Raw genomic sequence first — 23423 nt, 5'->3', positions numbered from 1 at the left:
CGCCAGATCGCTCAGCTCGACAGTCCCGGATGGCCGGTGAGCATGCCGGCCAGCAGGCGCTCGACCTCGGGCGCTCCCAGCGGGGCGAAGAAGTAGAACCCCTGCACCAGGTCGCAGCGCATCTCGCGGAGCAGCGTGAGCTGCTCGGCATTCTCGACCCCCTCGGCCACCACCTCGAGACCGAGACGGTGGCCGATGAACACGGTGGCCTCCATGATCGCCCGGTCCTCGGGCTGGGAGGGGGCATCACGCACGAAGGAGCGATCGATCTTGAGGGCCGTGACCGGGAAGCGCTTGAGATAGCTGAGCGACGAGTAGCCGGTACCGAAGTCGTCGATGGCGATCCGGAAGCCGCGATGGTAGAGGCGCCTGAGGCCATCCAGGACGCGCTCGTCCGCTTCGATCAGCACGTTCTCGGTGAGTTCGATGCCGATGTCCCGGGGCCCTAGCCCATGAAGCTCGAGGCAGGTGTCGAGGCGCTCGAAGAGATCGGCCCGGTTCATCTGGCTACCCGAGAAGTTGATGTCGATGCGCTCCAGGGGCAGCCCGGCCTCCCGCCATACGGCCCGCTGCCGGCACGCCTCCTCCATCACCCAGTCGCCGATGCGGTGGATGAGGCCCGAGCGTTCGGCCAGGGGGATGAACTCGGCCGGCGATACCGGGTCGCCTTCCCTGGGGAACCAGCGCAGCAGCGCCTCCAGGTTCTCGACCCGGCCGCTGGCCGCCGACACCTGGGGCTGATAGTAGAGCGTCAGCTCGCCCGCCTCCAACCCCTGCTCCAGGCGGTCCGAGAGGCGGTGCTGGTAGAGCAGCTCGTCGTGGAGCTTCTGGTCGAAGTAGAGGACCTGGCCGCGACCGTTGAGCTTGGCACGATTCTTGGCTACGTCGGCATTGCGGATCAGCTCGCCGGCCGACTCACCGTTGGCGGGGAAGACGCTGACGCCCAGGCAGGCGGTCACCTTGCGCGACTTGCCGTCGAGGGGGAAAGGCGAGCGCAGCACCTCCTGGACCTTGAGCACCAGGCGCGAAATGTCTTCCTGGTGGTGCACGCCGGGGAAGGCCATCAGGAACTCGTCGCTGGAGGCCCGCGACATGATATCGGAGGCGCGTAGCCGGGCGCCGAGCCGGGTGGCCAGCTGGATCAGCAACTGGTCGCCCTGCTGATAGCCCAGCGCATCGTTGATGTCCACGAAGTGGTCGATATCCAGATAGACCAGCACCAGGGCGGCGCCCTGCTGGCGACTGTCCTCCATCGCCATGGCGAGCTGCTGCTCGAAGGTCTCGCGGTTGGGGAGGTGGGTCAAGCGGTCGAAACGCTTGGCGAAGTCGAGCTCACGATGGGCACGCTTCTGGTCCGAGAGGTCGACGTCGACGCAGAACATCAGCGGCTCGTCGGTGTGCTCGTTGAGCATCACGTGATGGGAGAACACCGGGACCAGTTCGCCGCTGCGGTGCCTGAGCTCGAGCTCCTCCGCGGGAATCTCCCGGCCCTCCTCGACCCAGGCCCGGTGGGCACCGATCACCCCTTCGCGCATGAAGTCGGGGATAATCAGGTCCTCGAGCTGACGCCCCTGCGCCTCCTCGGCGCTGTAACCGTAGAGACGGGCGCTCGCCTCGTTCCAGTAGATCACCCTGCGATCCCGGTCGTAGCCCTGTACGGCCACCTTGGGCAGGCTCTCGAGCAGGGCCCGGAAGCGCAGTTCGCTCTCCAGGTACTGGCGGCGGACGCGCTCCACCTCTCCCGGCTGGCCCGACACGGCCTCCCTCTCCCCTTGCCTCGGGGACGCCAGGGGTCGGCTACGCCTCAGCCAACGCATGAGGCGGGATTCACGTCCACTCATTCCAGCTCTCGCCATGGGTTCTGATCGGGACAGGGCGCGATGTCACCTTGAGTGTGGCAATTATCCTACACAGTGAGGGGATTATTTCATACGCACCCTCATGCCTAAGCCTCACGTCGCCATCCGTCGAAATCTCCACCTAAACTGCTACCTCATCGCAAGGAATTGCAACGTAATGTCACAGAAGCGTTACAGAACCTTGCGTTGACGCGTTGTTGATCGGCCAACGGCCGACAACGCATGGGCAATCCCGCCCGACTCGAAGGAGAAAGACCATGAAACTCGATACCCTCAAGCATGGCTATGATGTTACCTCTCTGCCCGTCAATCCGCTGGCCGACTACTGGGGCCGCGATGTGCGCCAGCGGCTGGAACACCAGGACTGGAGTCTCGCAGACGTACGCGAGCGCATCGACCTGCCCGCCTGGCAGGCCTTCCTGGATGACCTGCCCCGCGATCCCTACGTCAACCGCCGCTGGAAGCGCATGTCCTGGCTCAACCTGACCCCGGACGGCCGGGTGGAGAGCATGGGCGAGTGCCCCATGGCCCAGGGTGGCGCCTTCAACGATGCCGAGAGCATGGCCGATCGGCTGCGCTATTACGAGCCCCTCACCCCGGAGTTCCTGGGACGCCCCGACGTCAAGGCCTTCGTGCGTGCCTGGGCCCAGCTCTGGAACATCGGCCCGCGCGAGCCGATCCTGATGCAGATCACCGGCGTGCGCGGCGAGGGACTGGTGGACCCCCTGCAGGGACAGGGCATCCACGCCGACGGCTGCAAGGCGCTCAGCATCATGGTGGTCAACCGCGAGAACGTCACCGGTGCGGAGAACCATCTCTACATCGACAAGGCCGGCACCCGGCCCGTGGCCGACGCCACCCTGGCTCCCGGCGAGATCCTCCACCTGCGCGACGATCGCCTCTACCACAGCGTGGACGGCATCGGCCAGCTGGATGAGACGCAGCCGTTCGAGCGCTTCATCATCATCATCAACACCCGCTTCGTCGATGAGTTCCAGAATCGCATCCTGCGGCGCCACTTCCCGGACGCGGTGCTCAACGAGGCGTACTGACCCGCCGACCGGCCACCCCGTTGGCCGGCTTCATCCTGCCTATTGAACAAAGAACCGCCCTCCGGCCGATGCCGGGGGCGGTTCGTCGTGCCGTGCCGCGGGAGGGCCATGCATGGCCCTCCTGCGGCGTCCGCCAGATTACTGGCGGATGCCCTCGAAGGTGACGTATAGCTCGAGTTCGTGCATCACCTCGGGGAAGTCGCCCATGTCGATGCCGTAGTCGGCCAGGGTCAGGGTGGTGGAGCCCTCGAAGCCGGCGCGATAGCCGCCCCAGGGATCCTCGCCCTCGCCCAGCAGGGTCACCGGCATCTCGATCTCGTTGGTCTCGCCGTGCAGGGTCAGCTCGCCGGTCAGGACGCCCTCGTCCTCGCCGGTGGGTTCGAAGCCGGTGGACTCGAAGGTGGCCGTCGGAAACTCGCCGGCATCCAGGAAGTCGTCGCTGAGGAAGTGCTTGTCACGCTCGGCGTTGTTGGTGTTCAGGCTCGACACCTGCACCTCGACGCTGGCGGAGGATGCCTCGAGGTTCTCCGGGTCATACTGGAAGCCGCCGGCGAATTCCTCGAAGCTGCCGAGGATATAGGAGTAGCCGAGATGGTTGATCTTGAACTGCACGAAGGCGTGCTGGCCTTCGGTGTCGATGACATACTCGGCGGCCTGGGCCTGGCTTACGCCGACCAGGGCGCTGGCGCTCAGGGCGGCGGCGATGGCGGTCTTCTTGAACATGCTACGTCTCCTTGTGGTTCGTCGGGGAAGGCCGTCGCCTCAGCGGCGACTCACTCTCGGATCGATCATCCGCTTGAGGACGTCGTTACGATCGACCAGATGATGCTTGAGGGCCGCCAGCGCATGGCCGGCGGCCAGGAGGACCAGCGCCAGCGCACTGTACCAGTGGATCTCGCCGGCCAGGGTCGCCTGGTTGGGCAGGTCGCTGACCAGCGCCGGCACCTCGAAGAGGTCGAAGACGCCGATGCCATGGCCGTCGGCGGTGGAGATCAGGTAGCCGCTGACCAGCACCACCAGCATCAGCACGTAGAGGCCGATGTGTCCGAGGTGGGCGGCGAGCCGCTCCAGGCGGTGTCCCAGGGCCCGCGGCGCGGGGTTGGCCAGCCGCCACACCAGGCGCAGCAGGGTGGCGAACAGCACCAGCATGCCGACGGAGCGGTGCCACCAGGGGGCCAGGTTGTACCAGCTGTCGTAGTAGCCCAGGCCGGTCATCCACCAGCCCAGGGCGAACAGGCCGACGATGGCGATCGCCAGGACCCAGTGCAGCAGGATGCTGACGAGCCCCCAGCCACTCTCCGTGTTGCGCCACATGGTCTCGCTCCTCGGGTGCCTCGATGATGACGGGGAGCATACCGCAGCGCATCATCGTCATCCGCTGAAAAAACCCGAATGCATCATTCGGAAAAACCGTTACCTCCCGCCAGGCAACGACGCCCGCCCACCACCGGGTGAGACGGGCGTCGCTGGCTACCGCCAAATCCGTTCAGGCCAGGGCGTCGAGGCCGCAGGCCAGGTCGGCACGGATGTCGTCGAGGGCCTCGAGGCCCACCGCCACGCGGATCAGCCCCTCCGCAATGCCCGCCGCGGCCCGCTGCTCGTCGGACAGGCGGCCGTGGGTGGTGGTGGCGGGATGGGTGATGGTGCTCTTGACGTCGCCCAGGTTGCCGGTGATGGAGAGCAGCCGGGTGGCGTCGATCACCGACCAGGCGGCCTCGCGCCCGCCCGCCACCTCGAAGCCCAGCACCGCGCCGCAGCCCTGCTGCTGACGCCTGGCCAGGACGTGCTGGGGATGGCTGGCGAGCCCGCTGTAGTGGACCCGCACCACCGCGGGGTGGGCCTCGAGCCACTCGGCCAGGGCCTGGGCATTGTCGCAGTGGGCGCGCATGCGCAGGTTGAGGGTCTCCAGACCCTTGGTGAAGACCCAGGCGTTGAAGGGGCTCAGGCAGGGCCCGCAGGTGCGCACCACCCCGAACAACTCCTCGAGCTCGCGTTCGCGCCCCACCACGGCGCCGCCGATCGCCCGGCCCTGGCCATCCAGGTACTTGGTGGCGGAGTGGATCACCAGATCGGCGCCCAGTTCGATGGGCTTCTGCAGCGCCGGGGTCAGGAAGCAGTTGTCGATGGCCAACAGGGCCCCGTGGCGATGGGCGATCTCGGCCAGCGCGGCGATGTCCACCACCTCGGAGAGCGGGTTCGAGGGCGTCTCGGCGAACAGCAGCTTGGTCGCCGGGGTGATGGCCGCCTCCCAGGCCGCCAGGTCGGAGAGCTCCACGTAGCGGGTGGTGATGCCCAGCTTGCCCAGGTACTTGTCGAACAGGCTCACCGTGGAGCCGAACAGGGAGCGGGAGGCGACGATCTCGTCGCCGGCGGAGAGCAGCGCCAGCGCCGTGGAGAGGATGGCCGACATGCCGGAGCTGGTGGCGACGCAACGCTCGCCACCCTCCATGGCCGCCAGGCGGCGCTCGAAGGTATGCACGGTGGGGTTGGTGAAGCGCGAGTAGACGTTCCCCGGCTCCTCGCCCTTGAACTTGCGCGCCGCCTCGGCGGCGCTGGCGTAGACGAAGCTGGAGGTGGGGAAGATCGGCTCGCTGTGCTCCTGCTCGGCCGTGCGGTGGTGACCGGCGCGGATGGCCAGGGTCTCCAGCGCCCAGGCGTCCTCTCTCGATTGATCCTGTTCCATGACGGGCCCCTTAGTCGTCGATGTCGTCGTCCTGATTATGCACGCCCACCAGGGCGTGGTCCCCGGCGCTCTGCTGCTTGGCGTCGTCGCTGCGGGTGGCCTCCAGGGCCGACAGATAGGCGTCGTCGATATCGCCGGTCACGTAGTTGCCATCGAACACCGAGCAGTCGAAGGCGTCCAGGCTGGGGTTGACCTCGCGGCAGGCGGCCTTCAGGTCCTCCAGGTCCTGGTAGAAGATGCGATCGGCGCCGATCAGTTCGCCCACCTCGGCCTCGCTGCGGCCGTGAGCGATCAGCTCGCTGGCCGCCGGCATGTCGATACCGTAGACGTTGGGATAGCGCACCGGCGGCGCGGCGGAGGCGAAGTAGACCTTGCCCGCGCCGGCCTCGCGGGCCATCTGGATGATCTGCTTGCAGGTGGTGCCGCGCACGATGGAGTCGTCCACCAGCAGCACGTTCTTGCCCTTGAACTCGATGTCGATGGCGTTGAGCTTCTGGCGCACCGACTTCTTGCGCTGGGTCTGCCCCGGCATGATGAAGGTCCGCCCGATGTAGCGGTTCTTCATGAAGCCTTCCCGGTAGGTCACTCCCAGGTGCTGGGCCAGCTCGAGGGCCGAGGTGCGGGAGGTGTCGGGGATGGGGATCACCACGTCGATGTCGTGCTCCGGCCACTCGCTCTGGATGCGGTCGCCGAGCTTGCGGCCCATCTGCATGCGGGTGCCGTAGACATAGGCGCCGTCGAGGATGGAGTCGGGGCGCGCCAGGTAGACGTGCTCGAAGATACACGGCACCAGCCGCGGCGTGTCGGCACACTCCTGGGTGTGGATCTGGCCGTCCATGTCGACGAAGATCGCCTCGCCCGGGGCCAGGTCGCGGTGCAGGTCGAAGCCGCCCACGTCCAGCGCCACGGACTCGGAGGCGATCATCACCTCCTGGCCGGCGCCCTCGTCGCGGGTACCGAACACCACCGGGCGGATGCCGTGGGGATCGCGGAAGGCCACCAGGCCCACCCCATTGATGATCGCCACCGCCGCATAGCCGCCCTGGCAGCGGCGGTGCACCCGGCGCACGGCATCGAAGACGTCACCGGGCGCCAGGTACAGGCCCTGCTTGCCGAGTTCGTGGGCGAAGACGTTGAGCAGCACCTCGGAGTCGGAGCTGGTGTTGATATGGCGCAGGTCCGAGGAGAACAGCTCCTGCTTGAGCTGGTCGGAATTGGTCAGGTTGCCGTTGTGCGCCAGGCAGATGCCGTAGGGCGAGTTGACGTAGAAGGGCTGGGACTCCGCCTCGCTGGAGGAGCCGGCGGTGGGATAGCGCACGTGGCCGATACCCAGGTTGCCCCTGAGACGCTGCATGTGGCGGGTATGGAAGACGTCCCGCACCAGCCCGTTGCTCTTGCGCAGCAGGAAGCGGCCCTCATGCCAGGTCATCATGCCGGCGGCGTCCTGTCCGCGATGCTGGAGCACCGTCAGGGCGTCGTAGATGCCCTGGTTCACCGCCTGCTTGGCCATCAGGCCCACGATACCGCACATTCCACCTTACCTCGCTTGCCTAGAGCTTGCTTTGAAGAGTCGGAACGGCCGGGCAGCCGGCGCGCTCGGAAATCATCTGTCAGGGGTTGTCGTCGTCTCGTCACCGGCCGGTTCGTCGCCCGGCAGGGAGATATCGCGCAGCGAATCGGGCGCCTCGGGAATGCGTCCCTCCCAGGCCTCGAGCTGGCTCACCGCCCAGTCGCGCAGCTGCTCGAAGGTGGGCCGCAGCTGGGCGTCCTGCCAGGCCTCGAGTCGGGCCAGCGGCGTCAGGCTGATCAGGATGGTGACCAGCACCAGGATGGCGGCGCCCTTGGCGGCGCCGAAGGCCGCGCCCAGTAAACGGTTGACCATGCCCATGCCGACCCATTCCACCGCGGCCTGCACCAGCCGGATGACGATGCCGCACAGCAGCACCACGCCCAGGACCACCAGCACGAAGGCCAGTACCAGACGACCGTCGGCGCTGTCGATCAGGCCAGCCAGCAGGTCGGCCACCGGCTGGGCCAGCACCCGCGCGGCCAGCAGGGCGATGATCCAGGCGGCCAGCCCCAGGGCCTCGCGCACCAGGCCGCGCAGCAACCCGGTGATGGCGGTGACCGCCAGCAACGCCACGAAGATCCAGTCGAGCCAGGTCAGGGTCATCTCAGTTCCTCGCCTTCACCACCAGGCCCTGGAGGTTGACCCGCTCCTTGATCTCGGTCACGGCCCGCTCCCCCGCGCCGGAGCTGTCGAAGGGCCCCACGTAGACGGTGGTCAGGTCGTTGTCCCGCGGGCGGCTGTAGGCCGCGAAGCCCTCCTCGGTGAGCCGCTCCACCAGGCGTTCGGCATTGGCCGACTCGCCGAAGCTGCCCACCTGGACGGCCCATTCGCCCGAGGGCGAGGCCTCGGGGATGGCCTGCGGCGCCTCGGGGTCGGCGTCCTCGGGGTCGGCGTCCTCGGCGAGCCGCTCATCGGCGGCGCGCGCCAGTTCGGCGATGGGGTCGGCCGCCGGCGCGTCGGCTGGCTCGTCCGCCGTCTCGGGGGCGGCCTCCAGGTCCACGGGCTCGACCTCCTGCGCCTCGTCATCCGGGGACAGGTCGGGCGATGGCCGGGGGACCTCGGCCGTCGTCGGCGTCTCGGCGCCCTCCGCATCCGGTCTCGGCGACTCGTCATCGGTCAGGCTCGAGGGCGGCACGGGATCGGGGACGTCGCGACGCGGCACCTCGATGGGCTGTTCGATGGTCAGTACCGGCTCGGGACGCTCGCTCCGTGGCGCGGGCTCATCGAACAGCATGGGCACGAAGATCACCGCCAGGGCGATCAGGATCACCGCGCCGCTCAGGCGCTCGCGCATGCCATATTTCACGGGGCTTCCTCCCAGGGCCTGTCGTCAGTCTCAGTCTGCACCGCGTCCGGGCGGCTCGCCAGCCAGGCCAGCACCTCGGCCACGGTATAGAAGGAGCCGCACACCAGCACCCGATCCTCGGGGGCCAGCCGTCCCGCCAGCCAGGCGGCCCCGGCGGCCGGCGAAGTGGTGCGCGCCAGCACCCGGGCCCCCTGCGCCTCCAGGCGTGCGGCCAGGTCGTCAGCGTCGCGGGCCCGTTCGCCGTCGAGGCCGGCGGTCACCCAGGCGTCGACGACCGGCGCCAGGGCGGCGATCACGCCGTCGGCGTCCTTGTCGCCGAGCATGGCCAGCAACGCCAGGGTGCGGCCCCCATCGGGTCGCTCGGTCAGGCGACCCGCCAGGTAGGTGGCGGCGTGGGGATTGTGCCCCACGTCCAGGCACCACCGCCCGAGCCACTGCATGCGCCCTGGCAGCCGGACCGAGCCCAGTGCCGTGCGGCAGGCCTCGGCGTCGAGCGCCACGCCGGCCAGCGCCAGGGCCTGCAGCGCCGTGGCGGCGTTGTCCAACGGCAGGCCCGGGTCGGGAAGATGGGGGATCGGGAACTGACCCCAAAAGCTCCAGCCCTCGCCCTCCCCTTCGCGGTGGAAGGCCTCGCCGAGGGCGTACACCGCCGCGCCGAGCCCGTCGGCCACCTGGCGCACGCTGGCCGGCAGTACGGTGCTGCCCAGCACCGCCGGGCGACCGCCGCGCAGGATGCCGGCCTTCTCGCGGCCGATCTGCTCCAGGTCGGTGCCGAGGAAGGCGGCGTGGTCCTGGGCCACGGTGGTGATCACCGCCACGTCGGGGTCGAGCACGTTGACGGCGTCCAGCCGGCCCCCCAGCCCCACCTCGAGGATGGCCAGGTCGGGCGGGCGCCGGGCCATGGCCCACAGCGCCCCCAGGGTACCGACCTCGAAATAGGTCAGGCTGACCGGCGCGCCGTCCAGGCGTGCGCGCTCCACGGCCGCGAAGCCATCGATCAGGGTGGCGTCGTCGGCATCGCGGCCATCCAGGCGCAGACGCTCGTTGTAGCGCAGCAGATGGGGCGAGGTGTAGGTGGCGGTGGCCAGGCCGTGGGCCCGGGCCAGCGCCTCGAGCAGGGCCACGGTGGAGCCCTTGCCGTTGGTGCCGGCCACGGTGATCACCCGGCCGGCGATGGGACGCGCCAGCAGCCCCATGCGACGGGCGACCTCGGCCACGCGTTCGAGGCCGAGATCGATACCCACCGGGTGGGCGGCTTCGAGCCGGGCCAGCCAGGCGTCCAGGGTGGTGGGCAGGGCCGCGTCGCTCATGGAACGGTCAGCGACGGGTGTCGTCTTGGGCGTCGTCGGCCCGACCCTCGGGTCTCTCGCCGACCTCGGCGGGAGCCTCAGCCCGGGGCTCCGCCGGCGCCTCCTCGGGGGACGCCTCGACCCGCTCGCTCTGCTCGGCCTGCTCGGCGGCGTCCACCAGATCGGGTTCGCCGAGGGTGTCGTCGGCCAGGCCCATGGCGGGCTGGTGGGTCAGCTTGCGCAGCACCCGCCCCAGGCGGTCACGCACCTCGCGGCGATGCACGATCATGTCGACGGTGCCGTGCTCGAGCAGGAACTCGCTGCGCTGGAAGCCCTCGGGGAGCTGCTCGCGCACGGTCTGCTCGATGACCCGCGGGCCGGCGAAACCGATCAGCGCGTTGGGCTCGGCGACGTTGAGGTCGCCGAGCATGGCCAGCGACGCCGAGACGCCGCCGAACACCGGGTCGGTGAGCACGGAGATGTAGGGGATGCCGGCCTGCTTGAGCTTCTCCAGCGCGGCCGAGGTCTTGGCCATCTGCATCAGCGAGAACAGCGCCTCCTGCATGCGCGCCCCGCCGGAGGCGGAGAAGCAGATCAGCGGGATGCCCTCCTCCCGGGCGACGCTGGCGGCGCGCACGAACTTCTCGCCCACCACGGCCCCCATGGAGCCGCCCATGAAGGTGAACTCGAAGGCCACCACCACCACCGGCAGGCCGTCGAGGCGGCCGCGCATGGCGATCAGGGCGTCCTTCTCGCCGGTCTCCTTCTGGGCCGCGCCCAGGCGGTCCTTGTACTTCTTGGAGTCGCGGAACTTGAGGCGGTCGACCGGCTCGACCTCCGCGGCCAGCTCCTCGCGTCCTTCCTTGTCGAGGAACCAGTCGAGGCGCTTGCGCGCGGTGAGGCGCAGGTGGTGGTCGCACTTGGGGCAGACGTTGTGATGCTTCTCGAGCTCGGGAAGGTAGAGCACCGCCTCGCACTTGGGGCACTTGCGCCACAGGCCGTCGGGCACGCTCGCGCGGCGGTCCTTGCGCTGGATACGCCCGATGGAGGGCACGATCTTGTCTAGCCAGCTCATGTCAGAAGGGTTCCGTCATCTGGTCGGCGCCCGGATCGCCCCGGGCGCATGGATCGATTCGTGTGGCGAGGCTCAGGCGGCACTCATGGCGTCCAGGGCCTGGCGCATCTCCCCCAGCACCGCCTTGAGCTCGCCGGGAATGGCCTCGGGCCGCTCGGCATTCTCGGCGATGCGGTTGACCAGCGCCGAGCCGACGATCACCCCGTCGGCGACCTTGCCCACCTCGGCGGCGGAGGCGCCGTCACGGATGCCGAAGCCCACGCACAGCGGCAGCGTCGTCATCCGGCGCAACGGGGCCAGGTGATCGGCGACGTCCGCGGCGTTGAGCGAGGCGGCGCCGGTCACGCCCTTGAGCGACACATAGTAGAGATAGCCCTCGCCGTGGGCGCATATTGTAGCGGCCCGGGCCTCGGAAGTGGTAGGGGCCACCAGGAAGATCGAGGCCAGGCCGCGGGCCTTGAGCAGCGGGCCGAGTTCCTCGGCCTCCTCGGGGGGCATGTCCACGGCCAGCACGCCGTCGATGCCTGCCGCCGCGGCCTGGTCGGCGAAGGCCTCGAGGCCGATGCGCTCCATGGGATTGAGATAGCCCATCAGCACCACCGGCGTGGTGGCGTCGCGGCTGCGGAACTCGCGCACCATCTCGAACAGGTGGCTGAGGCGCACGTCGTGCTTGAGGGCCCGCTCGCAGGCCTTCTGGATCACCGGGCCGTCGGCCATGGGATCGGAGAAGGGTACGCCCAGTTCGATGACGTCGGCGCCGGCCTCCACCAGGGCATGCAGGAAACCGACGGTGTACTCCGGCGCCGGGTCACCGGCGGTGATGTAGGGGATCAGCGCACGGCGTCCCTGGGCCTTGAGCTCGGCGAAGCGTTGGTCGATACGGTTCATGTCTGCCCTCAGAATTCGATGCCGTCGAGCCTGGCGACGGTCATGATGTCCTTGTCGCCGCGTCCCGAGAGGTTGACCACGATGTGCTGGTCGGGTCGCATCGTGGGGGCCAGCACCTTGGCATGGGCCAGGGCATGGGCCGACTCCAGCGCCGGCATGATGCCCTCCACATGGGTCAGCTCGCGGAACGCCTCGAGCACGGCGTCATCGTTGGCGGCCACGTACTGGACCCGGCCCACGTCCTTCCACAGGGCGTGCTCGGGGCCGACGCCCGGGTAGTCGAGGCCCGCCGAGATGGAGTGGGTGTCGGAGACCTGGCCGCCCTCGTCGGACATCAGGTAGGTGCGGTTGCCGTGCAGCACGCCGCGCGGCGCCCCGGAGGCCAGCGGCGCGGCGTGGCGACCGGTCTCGACGCCGTGGCCGCCGGCCTCGACGCCGTACATGGCCACCTCGTCGTCCTCGACGAAGGGGTAGAAGAGCCCCATGGCGTTGGAGCCGCCGCCGACGCAGGCGATCAGCGCATCGGGCAGCTTGCCGAATTCCTCCAGCGACTGGCGGCGCGCCTCGCGGCCGACCACGGCGTTGAAGTCGCGCACCAGCATCGGATAGGGGTGCGGGCCGGCCACGGTGCCGATGATGTAGAAGGTGTCATCGACGTTGGTGACCCAGTCGCGCAGCGCCTCGTTCATGGCGTCCTTGAGGGTGCGGGTGCCGGACTCCACGGGAATGACGTTGGCCCCCAGCAGGTGCATGCGATAGACGTTGAGCTTCTGGCGCTCCACGTCCTCGGCGCCCATGTAGACGTCGCACGACAGCCCCAGGCGCGCCGCCACGGTGGCGGTGGCCACGCCGTGCTGGCCGGCGCCGGTCTCGGCAATCACCCGCGGCTTGCCGCCCTTCTTGGCGAGCAGCGCCTGGCCGATGGTGTTGTTCACCTTGTGGGCGCCGGTGTGGTTGAGGTCCTCGCGCTTGAGCCAGACCTGGGCGCCGCCGAGCCGCTTCGACCACCGCTCGGCATGGTAGAGCGGCGAGGGCCGCCCTACGTAGTGGGCCAGGTCGTAGTCGAATTCCGCCTGGAAGGCCGGGTCGTCGCGAAGACTCAGGTAGGTCTTCTCCAGCTCGTCCAGGGCGAAGCTCAGGGTCTCCGAGACGAACCGGCCGCCGTAGGGGCCGAAGTGGCCGCGGGCATCCGGCAGTCGGGTCAGGTCACTGAACTTGCTCACGAAAGACACCTCACAGGTCGCCATTGGGGCTTGGGGATGGAATGCATGGACACCGGGGGCACGAATCGCCGGCGCGCTTCAGCGCCCGAGGCGGCGGGCATCGCCCTGGCGCACGGCCGCCATGAAGGCGGCCATCCGCCGGACATCCTTGATGCCCGGCGCGGCCTCGATGCCGCCGGAGACGTCCACCGCGAAGGGCCGGACCCTGGCGATGGCCTCGGCCACGTTGTCCGCGCTCAGGCCTCCGGCGAGGATAACAGGTTTTGCCAGGTTTGCGGGCACCCGCGACCAGTCGAAGGCCGCGCCGGTGCCGCCCGGCACGCCGGGACGGTAGGCATCCAGCAGCAGCGCCTGGGCCCCCCGGTAGGCCGCGGCGACGGCGTGCGGATCGACATCGTCGCGCATGCGCAGCGCCTTGAACCAGGGCCGGCCGAAGCCCTCACAGGCCTCGGGCGCCTCGTCGCCGTGGAACTGCAGCAGGTCGAGGTGGGGGGCGCAGCGTGCGATGAGCGCCGGGTCGGCATCGACGAAGAGCCCCACCCGGGTGACGAAGGCCGGCACCCGGGCGGCCAGCTCGGCCAGCCGCGCCTCATCGAGGGCCCGCTTGCTGCCGGGCCAGAGCACGAAACCCAGGGCGTCGGCGCCGGCGGCCACGGCGGCGTCGACGTCCTCGGGGCGGGTCAGGCCGCAGAACTTGACGCGGGTGCGTTGCATCATGGTGTCTTGCTCTCGACGGGGGTGGAGGAGGCCACCGGCCGGCCGCGGCGGAACTCGACCCAGGGGCAGTCGGGCAGCGCCCGCTCGCCGGTCCACTCGCCGAGGAAGGCCAGCAGGTTGGGGCCCAGCGGCTCCCGCGGCAGGCCCCAGTGCCCATCATACAGGGAATCGACGAAGTGCAGGCCACAGGCCGGGGCGGTAACGTCGGCCCGGGTGCGGTCCTTGAGGGCCAGCAAGTCGGCCAGGTAGTCGTCGCCGACCTCACCGCGCCCCACCGTCACCAGCGCGCCGACGATATTGCGAATCATATGGTGCAGGAAGGCGTTGCCCTGGACGTCCACCACCACCAGGGGACCGTGGCGATGCACCTCGATGAAGTGCAGGTGCCGCCAGGGGGTCTTCGACTGGCAGCCAGCGGCGCGGAAGCTCGAGAAATCGTGCTCGCCGACCACGGCCTGGGCGGCGCGATGCATGGCCTCGGCGTCCAGGGGGTCGCGACACCAGGTAACGTTGGCCCGCTCCAGCACCGGGCGACTGGGCTGGTTGAGCAGCACGTAGCGGTAGCGCCTGGCCAGGGCCTTGAAGCGGGCATGGAAGTCGTCGGGCACTTCGGTGATCCAGCGCACGGCGATGTCGCGCGGCAGGTTGGCGTTCACGCCGAACACCCAGGCCTTCTCGGCGCGCGGCGCCGGCGCATCGAAATGGATGATCTGGCGGGTGGCGTGCACGCCGGAGTCGGTACGCCCGCTGGCGTGGACCTTCACCGGTTGGCTGGCCACCCGGGACAGCGCCGCCTCCAGCGACGCCTGCACCGAGGCGGCGTGCTTGAGGCGTTGCCATCCACAGTAGGCACTGCCGTCGTATTCCACCCCCATGGCCAGGCGGCCGGTCATGGGGGTGCGGTCATCGAGAGGTTGGAAGAGAGTCATGCGGCGGTCAGCTGTCCAGGCGTCGGCGCAGCGCTATCGCCTCGTCACGGACGGCCGGGTCGTCGCTCTGGCACAGGTCGTTCAGCAGGTCGCGCGCCCTGCCGCCCTCTCCTGCCTCGACCAGGCGACGCGCCTCGGCCAGCCGATCCGGGGAAGCGCTGGAGGCAAAGGCACCATTATCCGGATCCAGGGGCGGGAAGGCCACCTCCTCGACCTCCCAGTCGTCCGGCAGGGGCCGCTGGGACGAGGGCGGCTCGTCGGGTTTGTCGGGCGCCGCGGAGGGCGTGAAGTCGACGCTGGGCTGCATGGGCGTCTCCTCGCGGGGGGCCGGGGCGGGGTCGAGGCTCGGCGGACGGTAGTCGATGATTTCGCTGCCGTCGTCGCGCCGGTGGGTGGTCACCGGGGGCAGCTCATCGGCCTCTTCGGGCAACGGCGGAACGTCGTCGCCCGGGCTCGGCATCGCCGGCACCTCGTCCTCCCCGGCCGGTCCCGCCTCGGCGGGCGAGGCTTCGGCTGGTGCCGAGCCCGGGCGACGGAAGCGCTCGGGATCCGGCGCCGGTGGCGCGGCGTCGGGCGCCTCATCGGGCGTCGAGTCTGACGAGGCGGCGTATTCAGGGCGCGTCGAGTCGGTAGCGGCGCCCTGCGCCTCCTCATCCTCCTCGTCGAAACGCCGCGGGGGCATGGCGGCTGCGGTGAAGATGGCCCGATCCTCGGCCGTCCCGCTGGCGGGTGCGGCAGGAGGCGCCTCGCTCGCCACGGGCCCGGCGGCGCCGAGCCCGTGGCGAGCCAAGAGGCGCTCGACCTCCTCCGCCACCGCCGGGTTGCCGCCATCGCGCAGGCGTGCCGCCTCGCGTTCGGCCTCGTCGCGGCTGCCCTGCTCCAGATGCACGGTCAGCAGCTTGAGGCGCAGGTCGTCGCGCTCGGGCTCCCGGGCCAGGCTGGCCTCGAGCAGCTCGCGGGCCTGGTCGTAGCGGCCGTAGGCGATGAAGATGTCGGCCTCGTTGATCGCCTCCGCCTGGGGCAGGCTGGACTGCACCGACTCGCGCGGTGCGGCCGGGGCACTGGGGCGCTGTGGCGAGACCGGCGACTCCCCGCCCGGCGTGGCCACCCGCACCTCGCCGAAGCCGCCCCCTGCGTCCTCCTCGCGGCGACGCCGCACCCTCATCGCCAGCCACAGCGCCAGCAGTGCCGCCAGGCCGGCGCCCCCCAGCATCAGCTTGCGGTCCAGCTCCGCCGGGTAGAAGGCGCCCCACCAGGGGGCCTCCTCCGGGGTGGCGTCGTCGGCCGTGACCAGGCCGCCGGCACCGGGCCCGTCGACGCCGGCGCCACCGGCGGTCAGGGCGGCCAACTGGTCGCGCATTGCCGCCAGCTCGTCGCGCATCTCGCTGACCTCTTCCTGGAGGCGATCACGCTCCTCCTGTACCTCGCTCAGCTGTGCCTGGCTCTCCCGCCAACGATCCTCCAGACGCAGCAGGCGCTCGTCGCTGGTGAGCTCGCCGCCTCCGCCACCATGCAAGGCCTCAAGCAGCTCGGGGTCCACGTTGACCCGCGGTTCGCCCCCCTGCCCGGTCCCCGGGGCGGCGCCAGTATCTTCGGTATCCGCTTCCGCCAGGGCCTGCTCGGCGGCCACCTCGGCATCGGTCAGCAGCGTCAGGCGCGGGGCCGGTTCCTCGCCGGCCGGCGCCTCGACGCCCTCGGGCGGCTCGGCAGCCTGGGCGGCACCCTGCTCTTCCGGCGCCGCCCCTGCCGTCGACGACCCGACATCGGCCACCCGCTCTGCGGGCGCCGTGGCCACCGCCACGTCCGTCTCGCCGTCGCTCGCCCCGCCGTCCAGGGGAACCCGGGCGGGGGCGCCGCTGCCGCGGTTGGCCCAGGCCTGGTTCATGGCGGCGACGAGACGCTCGGCCTCGGTATCGGGCCGCGCGGCGATCGCCTCGCGACCGGGCACCACCAGGGTGAAGCCGGCGCGCATGGCGTTGATGTTTCCCGAGGGGAAGGCATCGGGGTTGGCCTCGACCAGGGCCACCATCATCTGGTTCATGCTGATGCCGCTGTCCGGCCGCAGGCGACCGGCCACGGCCCACAGGGTATCGCCGCTGCGCACCCAGGCGGGGTCGTCGGGGGTCGCTGGCGACGAGGGGCGCGCCACCGGGCGGGTCGACTCGCGGTCGCTGGGGGCGGCCGAGGTCCCGGTGCTCGCGCGGCGCGAGCCGCCGGCCACCAGCACCGGCATCTCGTCGTAGTTGGGCGGATCGAGCAGTAGGGTCACCTCGCGCAGCTGCTGGCCGCCCGGCCAGTCGAAGCGCAGCATCAGATCGAGCCAGGGCTCGCGCACCGGCCGGTCGGTGGTCAGGTCCACCACCAGGCGTCCCTGACGCCGCTCCACGGCCAGCCGAACGCTGGCCGCGAGCGGCGTGCGCGCCAGCCCCGCCGCACCATAGGCATTCTCGTCGGCCACCGAGACATTGAGCAGGCCGGCCTGGATCCCGACGGTATCGGTCAGCGGGATGCTCGCGCGCAGCGGCGCGTTGAGGGTCGAGCGCACTTCCGCCTCGCCCAGCCCCAGGGCCAACGCCATCGGACTGGTGGCGGAAAGCGATAGCAGCATGGCAACAGTCAGCTTGCGGTTCATGGAACTCCCTTGCGTACGTCGGCAAAGCCTGGCAGTTCTCGTCAGCCGATGCGGTGCCGTGGCGTCGTCTTGTTCTGGTATCTGTGTACCATAATTCTCAGCCGATCGCGCCCACCCCGGATCATCCTCGGCCCCATGACTTCAACGTAAGCCATTGATCCGAGGGTTGGCGAATTCGGCTTCCACGCAAATGCAACGGGGCGCCCCTCGAAAGGAAGCGCCCCGTTGGTTACCGAGCCGGCGTGTCACGCCGAGGGAGACATTACTGCTCCCGGAGGATCTGGAGCATCCGCTTGAGCGGCTCGGCGGCCCCCCAGAGCAGCTGATCGCCGACGCTGAAGGCGGAGAGGTACTCGCCGCCCATGGCCAGCTTGCGCAGGCGGCCCACGGGGACGCCCAGGGTGCCGGTGACGGCCGCCGGGGTGAGGCCGGCGATGGTGGCATCCTTGTCGTTGGGGATCACCTTGACCCAATCGTTGTGCTTGGCCAGGCGATCCTCGATCTCATCGATCGGGACATCCTTCTTGAGCTTGATGGTGAAGGCCTGGCTGTGGGAACGCATGGCGCCGATGCGCACGCAGAGGCCGTCGATGGGGATGGGGTTGTCCTGGAGGCCGAGGATCTTGTTGGTCTCCACGGAGCCCTTCCACTCCTCCTTGCTCTGGCCGTTGTCGCGCTTGACGTCGATCCAGGGCAGCAGGCTGCCGGCCAGGGGCGCACCGAAGTTGTCGGTGGGGAAGTCACCACCGCGCATGGCCGCCGTCACCTTGTGGTCGATATCGAGAATCGCACTGGACGGGTCGGCCAGCTCGGCAGCCGAGCTGTCGCGCAGGGCGCCCATCTGGTTGAGCAGCTCGCGCATGTGCTTGGCACCGGAGCCGGAGGCGGCCTGATAGGTCATGGAGGTCATCCACTCGATCAGGTCCGCTTCGAACAGGCCGCCCAGCCCCATCAGCATCAGGCTGACGGTGCAGTTGCCGCCGACGAAGGTCTTGGCGCCCTTCGCCAGCTGGGCATCGATGACGTGACGGTTGACCGGGTCGAGGACGATGGTGCCCTCGTCGGCCATGCGCAGGGTGCTGGCGGCATCGACCCAGTAGCCCTTCCAGCCGCCGTTGCGCAGGTCGCCATAGACCTTCTCGGTGTAGTCGCCGCCCTGGCAGGTAACGACGACGTCGAGCGCCTTGAGCGCGTCCAGGTCGAAGGCGTCCTTGAGCGGGGGCACGTCCACGCCGACGTCGGGACCGGCCTGGCCGACCTGGGAGGTGGTGAAGAAGACCGGCTCGATGCCCTTGAAGTCGCCGTCTTCCACCATGCGCTGCATGAGCACGGAGCCCACCATGCCGCGCCAACCGACGAAACCGACTTTCAACATGTGAAGTCCTCCAGTAATCGAGTGTGGGGCCCATTATACACGAGCCTGCCGCCTCGGGCAGATGGCACCAGGCTCGATCCTCTCCTGATGCAGGCTGCCTCCGCACCGGCGCAAGCCGCCCCGCCGTTAACATAAATTGACAAAAAATACAGTACGGAAATATACTGTAACAGTATCGGCACTCACGGATACCGGTACTCAGGCGCCGCATCGGTCTGCGCTGCGTTCCTGGACACCAGACCACCACTCGCGGGTGGAAGGGGATCTCGGGAGATGTACCACGTCAACGGCTGTTCGGCCTATCGCACGGGAACGGCGCCCATTGAGCGGCGCGGACACCCCAGCCCCACCGATTCGCCCCATTACTACGCCACCTGCGGGCTCCGACTCGCCTCGCAACTCGAGTTTCCGGAATTGCGACCTCTCCTGGCCGGCATGCCAGCGGATGTGGAGATCGTCGCCGAGGACCTTCCCGACTGGCTCGAGGATCCCGATGGGAGCGAGCACGGCTTGCAGTACTCGGGAGACCGCTGCCAGTTCAACTTCGAGGGCATCGCACGCTACCGGGTCGAGCAGGGCCACCGCATCCGGGTCGACAGGCGGGTACGGCCGAAACCGGGGGCCAGCACACCCGACGGCGACCCGCGCCTCTACCCGCTCGGCACCGCTCTCGGCGCCCTGCTGCATCAGAAACACTGGTTTCCCCTCAACCTCAGTGCCCTGGAGACGCCATCCGGCATATGGGGCTTCACCGGTGCTTCCGGCGCCGGCAAGTCGACCCTGGTCGCCTGGCTGCACTACTGTCAGGGCTGGCCCCTGGTGTGCGACGACGTCGGGGTGATCAGGCCAGGCGAAGTACCCCCCTACCTGTATCCGGGTCCGCCTCGCCTCAAACTCTGCGAGGATGCCCTGGCCACTCTGGGAGTCGAGACTCGCGGCCTGGTCAGGAAACCGGCGCGAGCTGGCAAGTACCACCTCATTCAGCACCAGGGTTTTCGCAGCTATGCTCAACCCCTGCGGGCATTGGTCACGCTGGAACCTGCCGAAGAGGGAGAGAGCGCCACTCTCGAACCGCTGAACGGCCGGGAGGCGTTCAAGGTGGTCACGGCCTCTCTCTATCACCCGGAATGGGCAAAGATACTCAATGGTTCGGCACGCCTGATGACCCATGCCGCCGACCTGGCCCGGCGCATCAGGGTCTACCGGTATCGGCGCCACTGGTCACTCGACGACATGGAACAGAGCCTGGCCCCACTGGTGGCGCACATCCATGAGGCCGCGAGACACGAGGCCTGACACCGCGCCGCAGACTCACGCCGCCTCGAAGGCTGCCAGCACGGCGTCGCCCATCTCGGTGGTGGAGACGGTGCGAGTGCCCTCGGCGGCGATATCCGCGGTGCGCAGGCCGTCGTCCAGCACCCGGCCCACGGCATCCTCGATGCGGCGGGCCAGCGCCGGTTCGTCCAGGGAATAGCGCAGCATCATGGCCACCGAGAGGATGGTCGCCAGCGGGTTGGCGACGTCCTGGCCGGCGATGTCCGGGGCGCTGCCGTGGCACGGCTCGTACATGCCCTGGCCGGACTCGTTGAGTGAGGCCGAGGGCAGCATGCCGATGGACCCCGTCAGCATCGCCGCCGCGTCTGAAAGAATATCCCCGAACATATTGCCGGTAACCATGACGTCGAACTGCTTGGGCGCGCGCACCAGCTGCATGGCGGCGTTGTCGACGTACATGTGCGAGAGCTCGACGTCCGGGTACTCCGGCGCCAGGCGCTCCATCACCTCGCGCCAAAGGATGGTGACCTCGAGGACGTTGGCCTTGTCGACGCTGCACAGCTTCTTGCCGCGCTTCTGCGCCATCTCGAAGGCCACCCGGCCGATGCGCTCGATCTCGCTCTCCGAGTAGACGTAGGTATTGAAGCCCACCCGCTCGCCGTCGCGCTCCTCGATGCCGCGCGGCTGGCCGAAGTAGATGCCCCCGGTGAGCTCGCGCACGATCATGATGTCCAGGCCCGCCACCAGCTCGGGCTTGAGGCTGGAGGCGGAAGCCAGCTGTGGGTAGGTGATCGCCGGGCGCAGGTTGCCGAACAGCCCCAACTGCTTGCGCACGCCGAGCAGGCCCTTCTCGGGGCGCTTGGCGAGGTCCTCGATACTGTCCCACTGGGGTCCGCCCACGGCTCCGAGCAGGATGGCGCGGGCGGCCCTGGCCTTCTCCAGGGTCTCGGCGGGCAGCGGCTCGCCGTGCGCGTCGTAGGCGGCACCGCCCAGCAGGCCCTCCTCCACCTCGACGTCGAGGCCACGCGCCTGGCAGGCCGCCAGGATGCGGCTGGCCTGGGCGGTGATCTCGGGACCGATGCCGTCGCCCGGCAATACCAGAATCTTCTGCGTCATGATGTCGTCCTTGCTGGATCAGCGGTGCCTGCTGGTAAGACTCCGCTGAGAGATTGCTTGCGTGACTTATGCATCGCTGCTCGGTGCGTGGCGCTGACCTGCAGGAGGGAGACTTTGTCTCGCGACTGGAGGCCAACGGCCTCCTCCGCCAAATTCCCATGCCGAGGCAACGCCGCGAGGCGCCTGCCGGCGCCAGTCGCGCAGCAAAGCTGCCCTCCTACCTTACGCTCAGCACCAGGCCCGCCGGGTCAGGCCTGGGCGGAATCGCGGAACAGCCAGGGCCGTGCGGCGCGATGCTTCTCCTCGAAGGCGCGGATGGCATCCTCGTCCTTCAGCGTGAGACCGATGTCGTCGAGGCCCTCCAGCAGGCACTGCTTGCGGAACTCATCCACCTCGAACTCGAGGATCTCGCCGGCCGGCGTGGTGATGCGCTGGTTCTCCAGGTCCACGTCGAGGCGATAGCCCTCGCTGGCCTCCACCTCGGCGAACAGCCGGTCCACGGTCTCCTCGGGCAGGGTCACCAGCAGCAGGCCGTTCTTGAAGGCGTTGTTGTAGAAGATGTCGGCGAAACTCGGCGCGATGATCACCCGGAAGCCGAAGTCCTCCAGTGCCCAGGGGGCGTGCTCCCGGGAGCTGCCGCAGCCGAAGTTGCGCCGCGCGAGCAGCACGCTGGCGCCCTGGTAGCGCGGCTGGTTGAGCACGAAGTCGGGATTCAGCGGTCGGCTTGCCACGTCCTGCCCCGGCTGCCCCTCGTCGAGATAGCGCAGCTCGTCGAACAGGTTGACCCCGAAGCCGGTGCGCTTGATCGACTTGAGGAACTGCTTGGGAATGATCAGGTCGGTGTCGACGTTGGCCCGGTCGAGCGGCGCGACGAGCCCTTCGGTACGTTCGAACTTCTTCATGGTTCAGGCCTCCTGTACCTGGGCATCATCGTTGGCGGCAAACTGCCGGACATCCACGAAGTGGCCGGCGATGGCGGCGGCGGCGGCCATCGCCGGGCTCACCAGGTGGGTGCGTCCGCCGAAACCCTGGCGACCCTCGAAGTTGCGGTTGGAGGTGGAGGCGCAGTGCTCGCCGGCACCGAGCTTGTCGGCGTTCATGGCCAGGCACATGGAGCAGCCCGGCTCGCGCCACTCGAAGCCCGCCTCGATGAAGACCTTGTCGAGCCCCTCGGCCTCGGCCTGGCGCTTCACCAGGCCGGAGCCGGGCACCACCATCGCCAGCTTGATGGAGTCGGCCACCTTCTTGCCCTTGGCCACCCTGGCGGCCTCGCGCAGGTCCTCGATGCGCGAGTTGGTGCAGGAGCCGATGAACACCTTGTCGAGCCGGATGTCGGTGATCTTCTGGCGGGCGGAGAGCCCCATGTATTCCAGGGCCCGCACGTAGCCGCGCTGCACCGTCTCGTCAGGCGCCTCGGCCGGGTCCGGCACCTCGCCGGAAACGCCGGTGACCATCTCCGGGCTGGTCCCCCAGCTGACCTGCGGCTCGATCTCGGCGGCGTCGAGGGTCACGACCTTGTCGAAGGCGGCGTCGGCATCGGAAACCAGGTGACGCCAGTCGGCCACCGCAGCTTCCCACTGCTCGCCTCGGGGCGCATAGTGGCGATCGCGCAGGTAGTCGATGGTGGTGTCGTCCACGGCGATCAGGCCGACGCGGGCACCGGCCTCGATGGCCATGTTGCACACCGTCATGCGGCCTTCCATGGAGAGATTCTGGATGGCGCTGCCGGCGAACTCGATGGCGTAGCCGGTCCCTCCGGCGGTGCCGATCCGGCCGATGATGGCCAGCACCACGTCCTTGGCGGTGACGCCGGTGCCGAGTTCGCCTTCGACGCGCACCTGCATGTTCTTCATCTTCTGCGCCAGCAGGCACTGGGTGGCCAGCACGTGCTCCACCTCGGAGGTGCCGATGCCGTGGGCCAGGGCGGCGAAGGCGCCATGGGTGGCGGTATGAGAGTCGCCACACACCACGGTCATGCCCGGCAGGGTGGCCCCCTGCTCGGGTCCCACCACGTGGACGATGCCCTGGCGCGGGTCGTTGATGCGGAACTCCTCGATACCGAACTCGTTGCAGTTGTCGTCGAGGGTCTGCACCTGGATCAGCGACACCGGATCCTTGATGCCGGCGTTGCCCTCGGCGCGCTCCTTGAGGGTGGTGGGCACGTTGTGGTCGGGGGTCGCCAGGTTGGCGTCGAGGCGCCACGGCCGACGTCCCGCCAGGCGCAGGCCCTCGAAGGCCTGGGGCGAGGTCACCTCGTGGAGCAGCTGGCGGTCGATGTAGATGAGGGCGGTACCGTCGTCGCGCTCCTTGACGAGGTGCTGCGACCACAACTTGTCGTAGAGTGTCTGGCCTGCCATGTCGTGTCTCCCGGGCCCGGGGCCCTTCATTTCGTGTCCGGTCTCCTGCAGTGTCCGGCGACTCGCCCATAAAAGCA

Annotated in this window: 20 protein-coding genes; 2 read left to right on the top strand and 18 right to left on the bottom strand. The window is 69.2% G+C overall.

The features are described from left to right. Nucleotides 1–11 precede the first annotated feature (11 nt). The gene (locus QWY80_RS03820; RefSeq protein WP_290229374.1) at nt 12–1841 is read right to left on the bottom strand and encodes a putative bifunctional diguanylate cyclase/phosphodiesterase; all 1830 of its coding nucleotides are present in this window, start codon (nt 1839–1841) and stop codon (nt 12–14) included. Between the two features lie 275 nt (nt 1842–2116). Here QWY80_RS03820 and QWY80_RS03815 point away from each other — a divergent pair, with 275 nt between their 5' ends. Beyond that, nucleotides 2117–2911: a 2OG-Fe dioxygenase family protein gene (locus QWY80_RS03815; RefSeq protein WP_290229373.1), complete on the top strand. Its 795-nt coding sequence runs from the start codon at nt 2117–2119 to the stop codon at nt 2909–2911. Nucleotides 2912–3049: 138 nt separating this feature from the next. Here QWY80_RS03815 and QWY80_RS03810 read toward each other — a convergent pair whose 3' ends face one another. From QWY80_RS03810 to asd, 14 genes are all read right to left on the bottom strand, one after another. Next, complete coding sequence (locus tag QWY80_RS03810; RefSeq protein ID WP_290229372.1) at nt 3050–3634, bottom strand: YceI family protein; 585 nt, start codon at nt 3632–3634, stop codon at nt 3050–3052. 39 nt (nt 3635–3673) lie between these two features. Continuing rightward, nucleotides 3674–4225 (bottom strand): cytochrome b, encoded by a 552-nt coding sequence (locus QWY80_RS03805; protein WP_290229371.1) that lies wholly within the window; start codon nt 4223–4225, stop codon nt 3674–3676. A gap of 172 nt (nt 4226–4397) precedes the next feature. Then, entirely contained in the window at nt 4398–5594 is a 1197-nt protein-coding gene (locus tag QWY80_RS03800) for an O-succinylhomoserine sulfhydrylase (protein ID WP_290229370.1), read from the bottom strand. A 10-nt stretch (nt 5595–5604) separates the two neighbouring features. Beyond that, nucleotides 5605–7125, bottom strand: coding sequence for an amidophosphoribosyltransferase (gene purF / locus QWY80_RS03795; protein ID WP_290229369.1), 1521 nt, complete (start codon nt 7123–7125; stop codon nt 5605–5607). A 72-nt stretch (nt 7126–7197) separates the two neighbouring features. After that, nucleotides 7198–7767 (bottom strand): CvpA family protein, encoded by a 570-nt coding sequence (locus tag QWY80_RS03790; RefSeq protein WP_290229368.1) that lies wholly within the window; start codon nt 7765–7767, stop codon nt 7198–7200. A gap of 1 nt (nt 7768) precedes the next feature. Continuing rightward, nucleotides 7769–8470, bottom strand: coding sequence for an SPOR domain-containing protein (locus QWY80_RS03785; RefSeq protein ID WP_290229367.1), 702 nt, complete (start codon nt 8468–8470; stop codon nt 7769–7771). Further along, nucleotides 8467–9780: a bifunctional tetrahydrofolate synthase/dihydrofolate synthase gene (gene folC, locus QWY80_RS03780; RefSeq protein ID WP_290229366.1), complete on the bottom strand. Its 1314-nt coding sequence runs from the start codon at nt 9778–9780 to the stop codon at nt 8467–8469. Before folC ends, QWY80_RS03785 begins: the two co-directional genes overlap by 4 nt. 7 nt (nt 9781–9787) lie before the next feature. After that, a complete protein-coding gene (gene accD / locus QWY80_RS03775) occupies nt 9788–10834 on the bottom strand; it encodes an acetyl-CoA carboxylase, carboxyltransferase subunit beta (RefSeq protein WP_290229365.1) in 1047 nt (348 codons plus the stop codon). A 72-nt stretch (nt 10835–10906) separates the two neighbouring features. After that, nucleotides 10907–11722, bottom strand: coding sequence for a tryptophan synthase subunit alpha (gene trpA / locus QWY80_RS03770; protein ID WP_290229364.1), 816 nt, complete (start codon nt 11720–11722; stop codon nt 10907–10909). Nucleotides 11723–11730: 8 nt separating this feature from the next. Next, a complete protein-coding gene (gene trpB / locus QWY80_RS03765) occupies nt 11731–12969 on the bottom strand; it encodes a tryptophan synthase subunit beta (RefSeq protein ID WP_290229363.1) in 1239 nt (412 codons plus the stop codon). Nucleotides 12970–13023: 54 nt separating this feature from the next. Further along, complete coding sequence (locus tag QWY80_RS03760) at nt 13024–13662, bottom strand: phosphoribosylanthranilate isomerase (protein ID WP_290229362.1); 639 nt, start codon at nt 13660–13662, stop codon at nt 13024–13026. Further along, nucleotides 13659–14591 (bottom strand): tRNA pseudouridine(38-40) synthase TruA, encoded by a 933-nt coding sequence (gene truA / locus QWY80_RS03755; RefSeq protein ID WP_290229361.1) that lies wholly within the window; start codon nt 14589–14591, stop codon nt 13659–13661. Before truA ends, QWY80_RS03760 begins: the two co-directional genes overlap by 4 nt. 7 nt (nt 14592–14598) lie before the next feature. Further along, nucleotides 14599–17223 carry a FimV/HubP family polar landmark protein gene (locus tag QWY80_RS03750; RefSeq protein ID WP_290229360.1) on the bottom strand — a complete coding sequence of 875 codons (2625 nt, stop codon included), beginning with the start codon at nt 17221–17223 and terminating at the stop codon, nt 14599–14601. 262 nt (nt 17224–17485) lie between these two features. Then, nucleotides 17486–18598 carry an aspartate-semialdehyde dehydrogenase gene (asd, locus tag QWY80_RS03745; RefSeq protein ID WP_290229359.1) on the bottom strand — a complete coding sequence of 371 codons (1113 nt, stop codon included), beginning with the start codon at nt 18596–18598 and terminating at the stop codon, nt 17486–17488. Nucleotides 18599–18871: 273 nt separating this feature from the next. Here asd and QWY80_RS03740 point away from each other — a divergent pair, with 273 nt between their 5' ends. Then, nucleotides 18872–19894 (top strand): hypothetical protein, encoded by a 1023-nt coding sequence (locus tag QWY80_RS03740; protein ID WP_290229358.1) that lies wholly within the window; start codon nt 18872–18874, stop codon nt 19892–19894. A gap of 15 nt (nt 19895–19909) precedes the next feature. Here QWY80_RS03740 and leuB read toward each other — a convergent pair whose 3' ends face one another. The 3 genes from leuB to leuC form a co-directional block, all read right to left on the bottom strand. Further along, nucleotides 19910–20989 (bottom strand): 3-isopropylmalate dehydrogenase, encoded by a 1080-nt coding sequence (gene leuB / locus QWY80_RS03735; protein ID WP_290229357.1) that lies wholly within the window; start codon nt 20987–20989, stop codon nt 19910–19912. Nucleotides 20990–21237: 248 nt separating this feature from the next. After that, nucleotides 21238–21891 carry a 3-isopropylmalate dehydratase small subunit gene (gene leuD, locus QWY80_RS03730; RefSeq protein ID WP_290229356.1) on the bottom strand — a complete coding sequence of 218 codons (654 nt, stop codon included), beginning with the start codon at nt 21889–21891 and terminating at the stop codon, nt 21238–21240. A gap of 3 nt (nt 21892–21894) precedes the next feature. Continuing rightward, nucleotides 21895–23346 carry a 3-isopropylmalate dehydratase large subunit gene (leuC, locus tag QWY80_RS03725; RefSeq protein WP_290229355.1) on the bottom strand — a complete coding sequence of 484 codons (1452 nt, stop codon included), beginning with the start codon at nt 23344–23346 and terminating at the stop codon, nt 21895–21897. Between the last annotated feature and the right edge of the window lie 77 nt (nt 23347–23423).

This window comes from Halomonas ramblicola (assembly GCF_030409215.1).
In the GTDB taxonomy this organism is placed as follows: domain Bacteria; phylum Pseudomonadota; class Gammaproteobacteria; order Pseudomonadales; family Halomonadaceae; genus Halomonas; species Halomonas ramblicola.
This window is presented reverse-complemented; position numbering and strand designations above follow the sequence as displayed.

What these genes read in the sequence shown, in the direction of transcription:
- QWY80_RS03750 (WP_290229360.1), bottom strand. Translation starts at nt 17,223, where the DNA reads ATGAACCGCAAGCTGACTGTTGCCATGCTGCTATCGCTTTCCGCCACC.
- QWY80_RS03805 (WP_290229371.1), bottom strand. Translation starts at nt 4,225, where the DNA reads ATGTGGCGCAACACGGAGAGTGGCTGGGGGCTCGTCAGCATCCTGCTG.
- QWY80_RS03810 (WP_290229372.1), bottom strand. Translation starts at nt 3,634, where the DNA reads ATGTTCAAGAAGACCGCCATCGCCGCCGCCCTGAGCGCCAGCGCCCTG.
- leuD (WP_290229356.1), bottom strand. Translation starts at nt 21,891, where the DNA reads ATGAAGAAGTTCGAACGTACCGAAGGGCTCGTCGCGCCGCTCGACCGG.
- QWY80_RS03740 (WP_290229358.1), top strand. Translation starts at nt 18,872, where the DNA reads ATGTACCACGTCAACGGCTGTTCGGCCTATCGCACGGGAACGGCGCCC.
- QWY80_RS03820 (WP_290229374.1), bottom strand. Translation starts at nt 1,841, where the DNA reads ATGAGTGGACGTGAATCCCGCCTCATGCGTTGGCTGAGGCGTAGCCGA.
- trpA (WP_290229364.1), bottom strand. Translation starts at nt 11,722, where the DNA reads ATGAACCGTATCGACCAACGCTTCGCCGAGCTCAAGGCCCAGGGACGC.
- folC (WP_290229366.1), bottom strand. Translation starts at nt 9,780, where the DNA reads ATGAGCGACGCGGCCCTGCCCACCACCCTGGACGCCTGGCTGGCCCGG.
- purF (WP_290229369.1), bottom strand. Translation starts at nt 7,125, where the DNA reads ATGTGCGGTATCGTGGGCCTGATGGCCAAGCAGGCGGTGAACCAGGGC.
- leuB (WP_290229357.1), bottom strand. Translation starts at nt 20,989, where the DNA reads ATGACGCAGAAGATTCTGGTATTGCCGGGCGACGGCATCGGTCCCGAG.
- accD (WP_290229365.1), bottom strand. Translation starts at nt 10,834, where the DNA reads ATGAGCTGGCTAGACAAGATCGTGCCCTCCATCGGGCGTATCCAGCGC.
- QWY80_RS03800 (WP_290229370.1), bottom strand. Translation starts at nt 5,594, where the DNA reads ATGGAACAGGATCAATCGAGAGAGGACGCCTGGGCGCTGGAGACCCTG.
- leuC (WP_290229355.1), bottom strand. Translation starts at nt 23,346, where the DNA reads ATGGCAGGCCAGACACTCTACGACAAGTTGTGGTCGCAGCACCTCGTC.
- QWY80_RS03760 (WP_290229362.1), bottom strand. Translation starts at nt 13,662, where the DNA reads ATGATGCAACGCACCCGCGTCAAGTTCTGCGGCCTGACCCGCCCCGAG.
- trpB (WP_290229363.1), bottom strand. Translation starts at nt 12,969, where the DNA reads ATGGCGACCTGTGAGGTGTCTTTCGTGAGCAAGTTCAGTGACCTGACC.
- asd (WP_290229359.1), bottom strand. Translation starts at nt 18,598, where the DNA reads ATGTTGAAAGTCGGTTTCGTCGGTTGGCGCGGCATGGTGGGCTCCGTG.
- QWY80_RS03815 (WP_290229373.1), top strand. Translation starts at nt 2,117, where the DNA reads ATGAAACTCGATACCCTCAAGCATGGCTATGATGTTACCTCTCTGCCC.
- truA (WP_290229361.1), bottom strand. Translation starts at nt 14,591, where the DNA reads ATGACTCTCTTCCAACCTCTCGATGACCGCACCCCCATGACCGGCCGC.
- QWY80_RS03790 (WP_290229368.1), bottom strand. Translation starts at nt 7,767, where the DNA reads ATGACCCTGACCTGGCTCGACTGGATCTTCGTGGCGTTGCTGGCGGTC.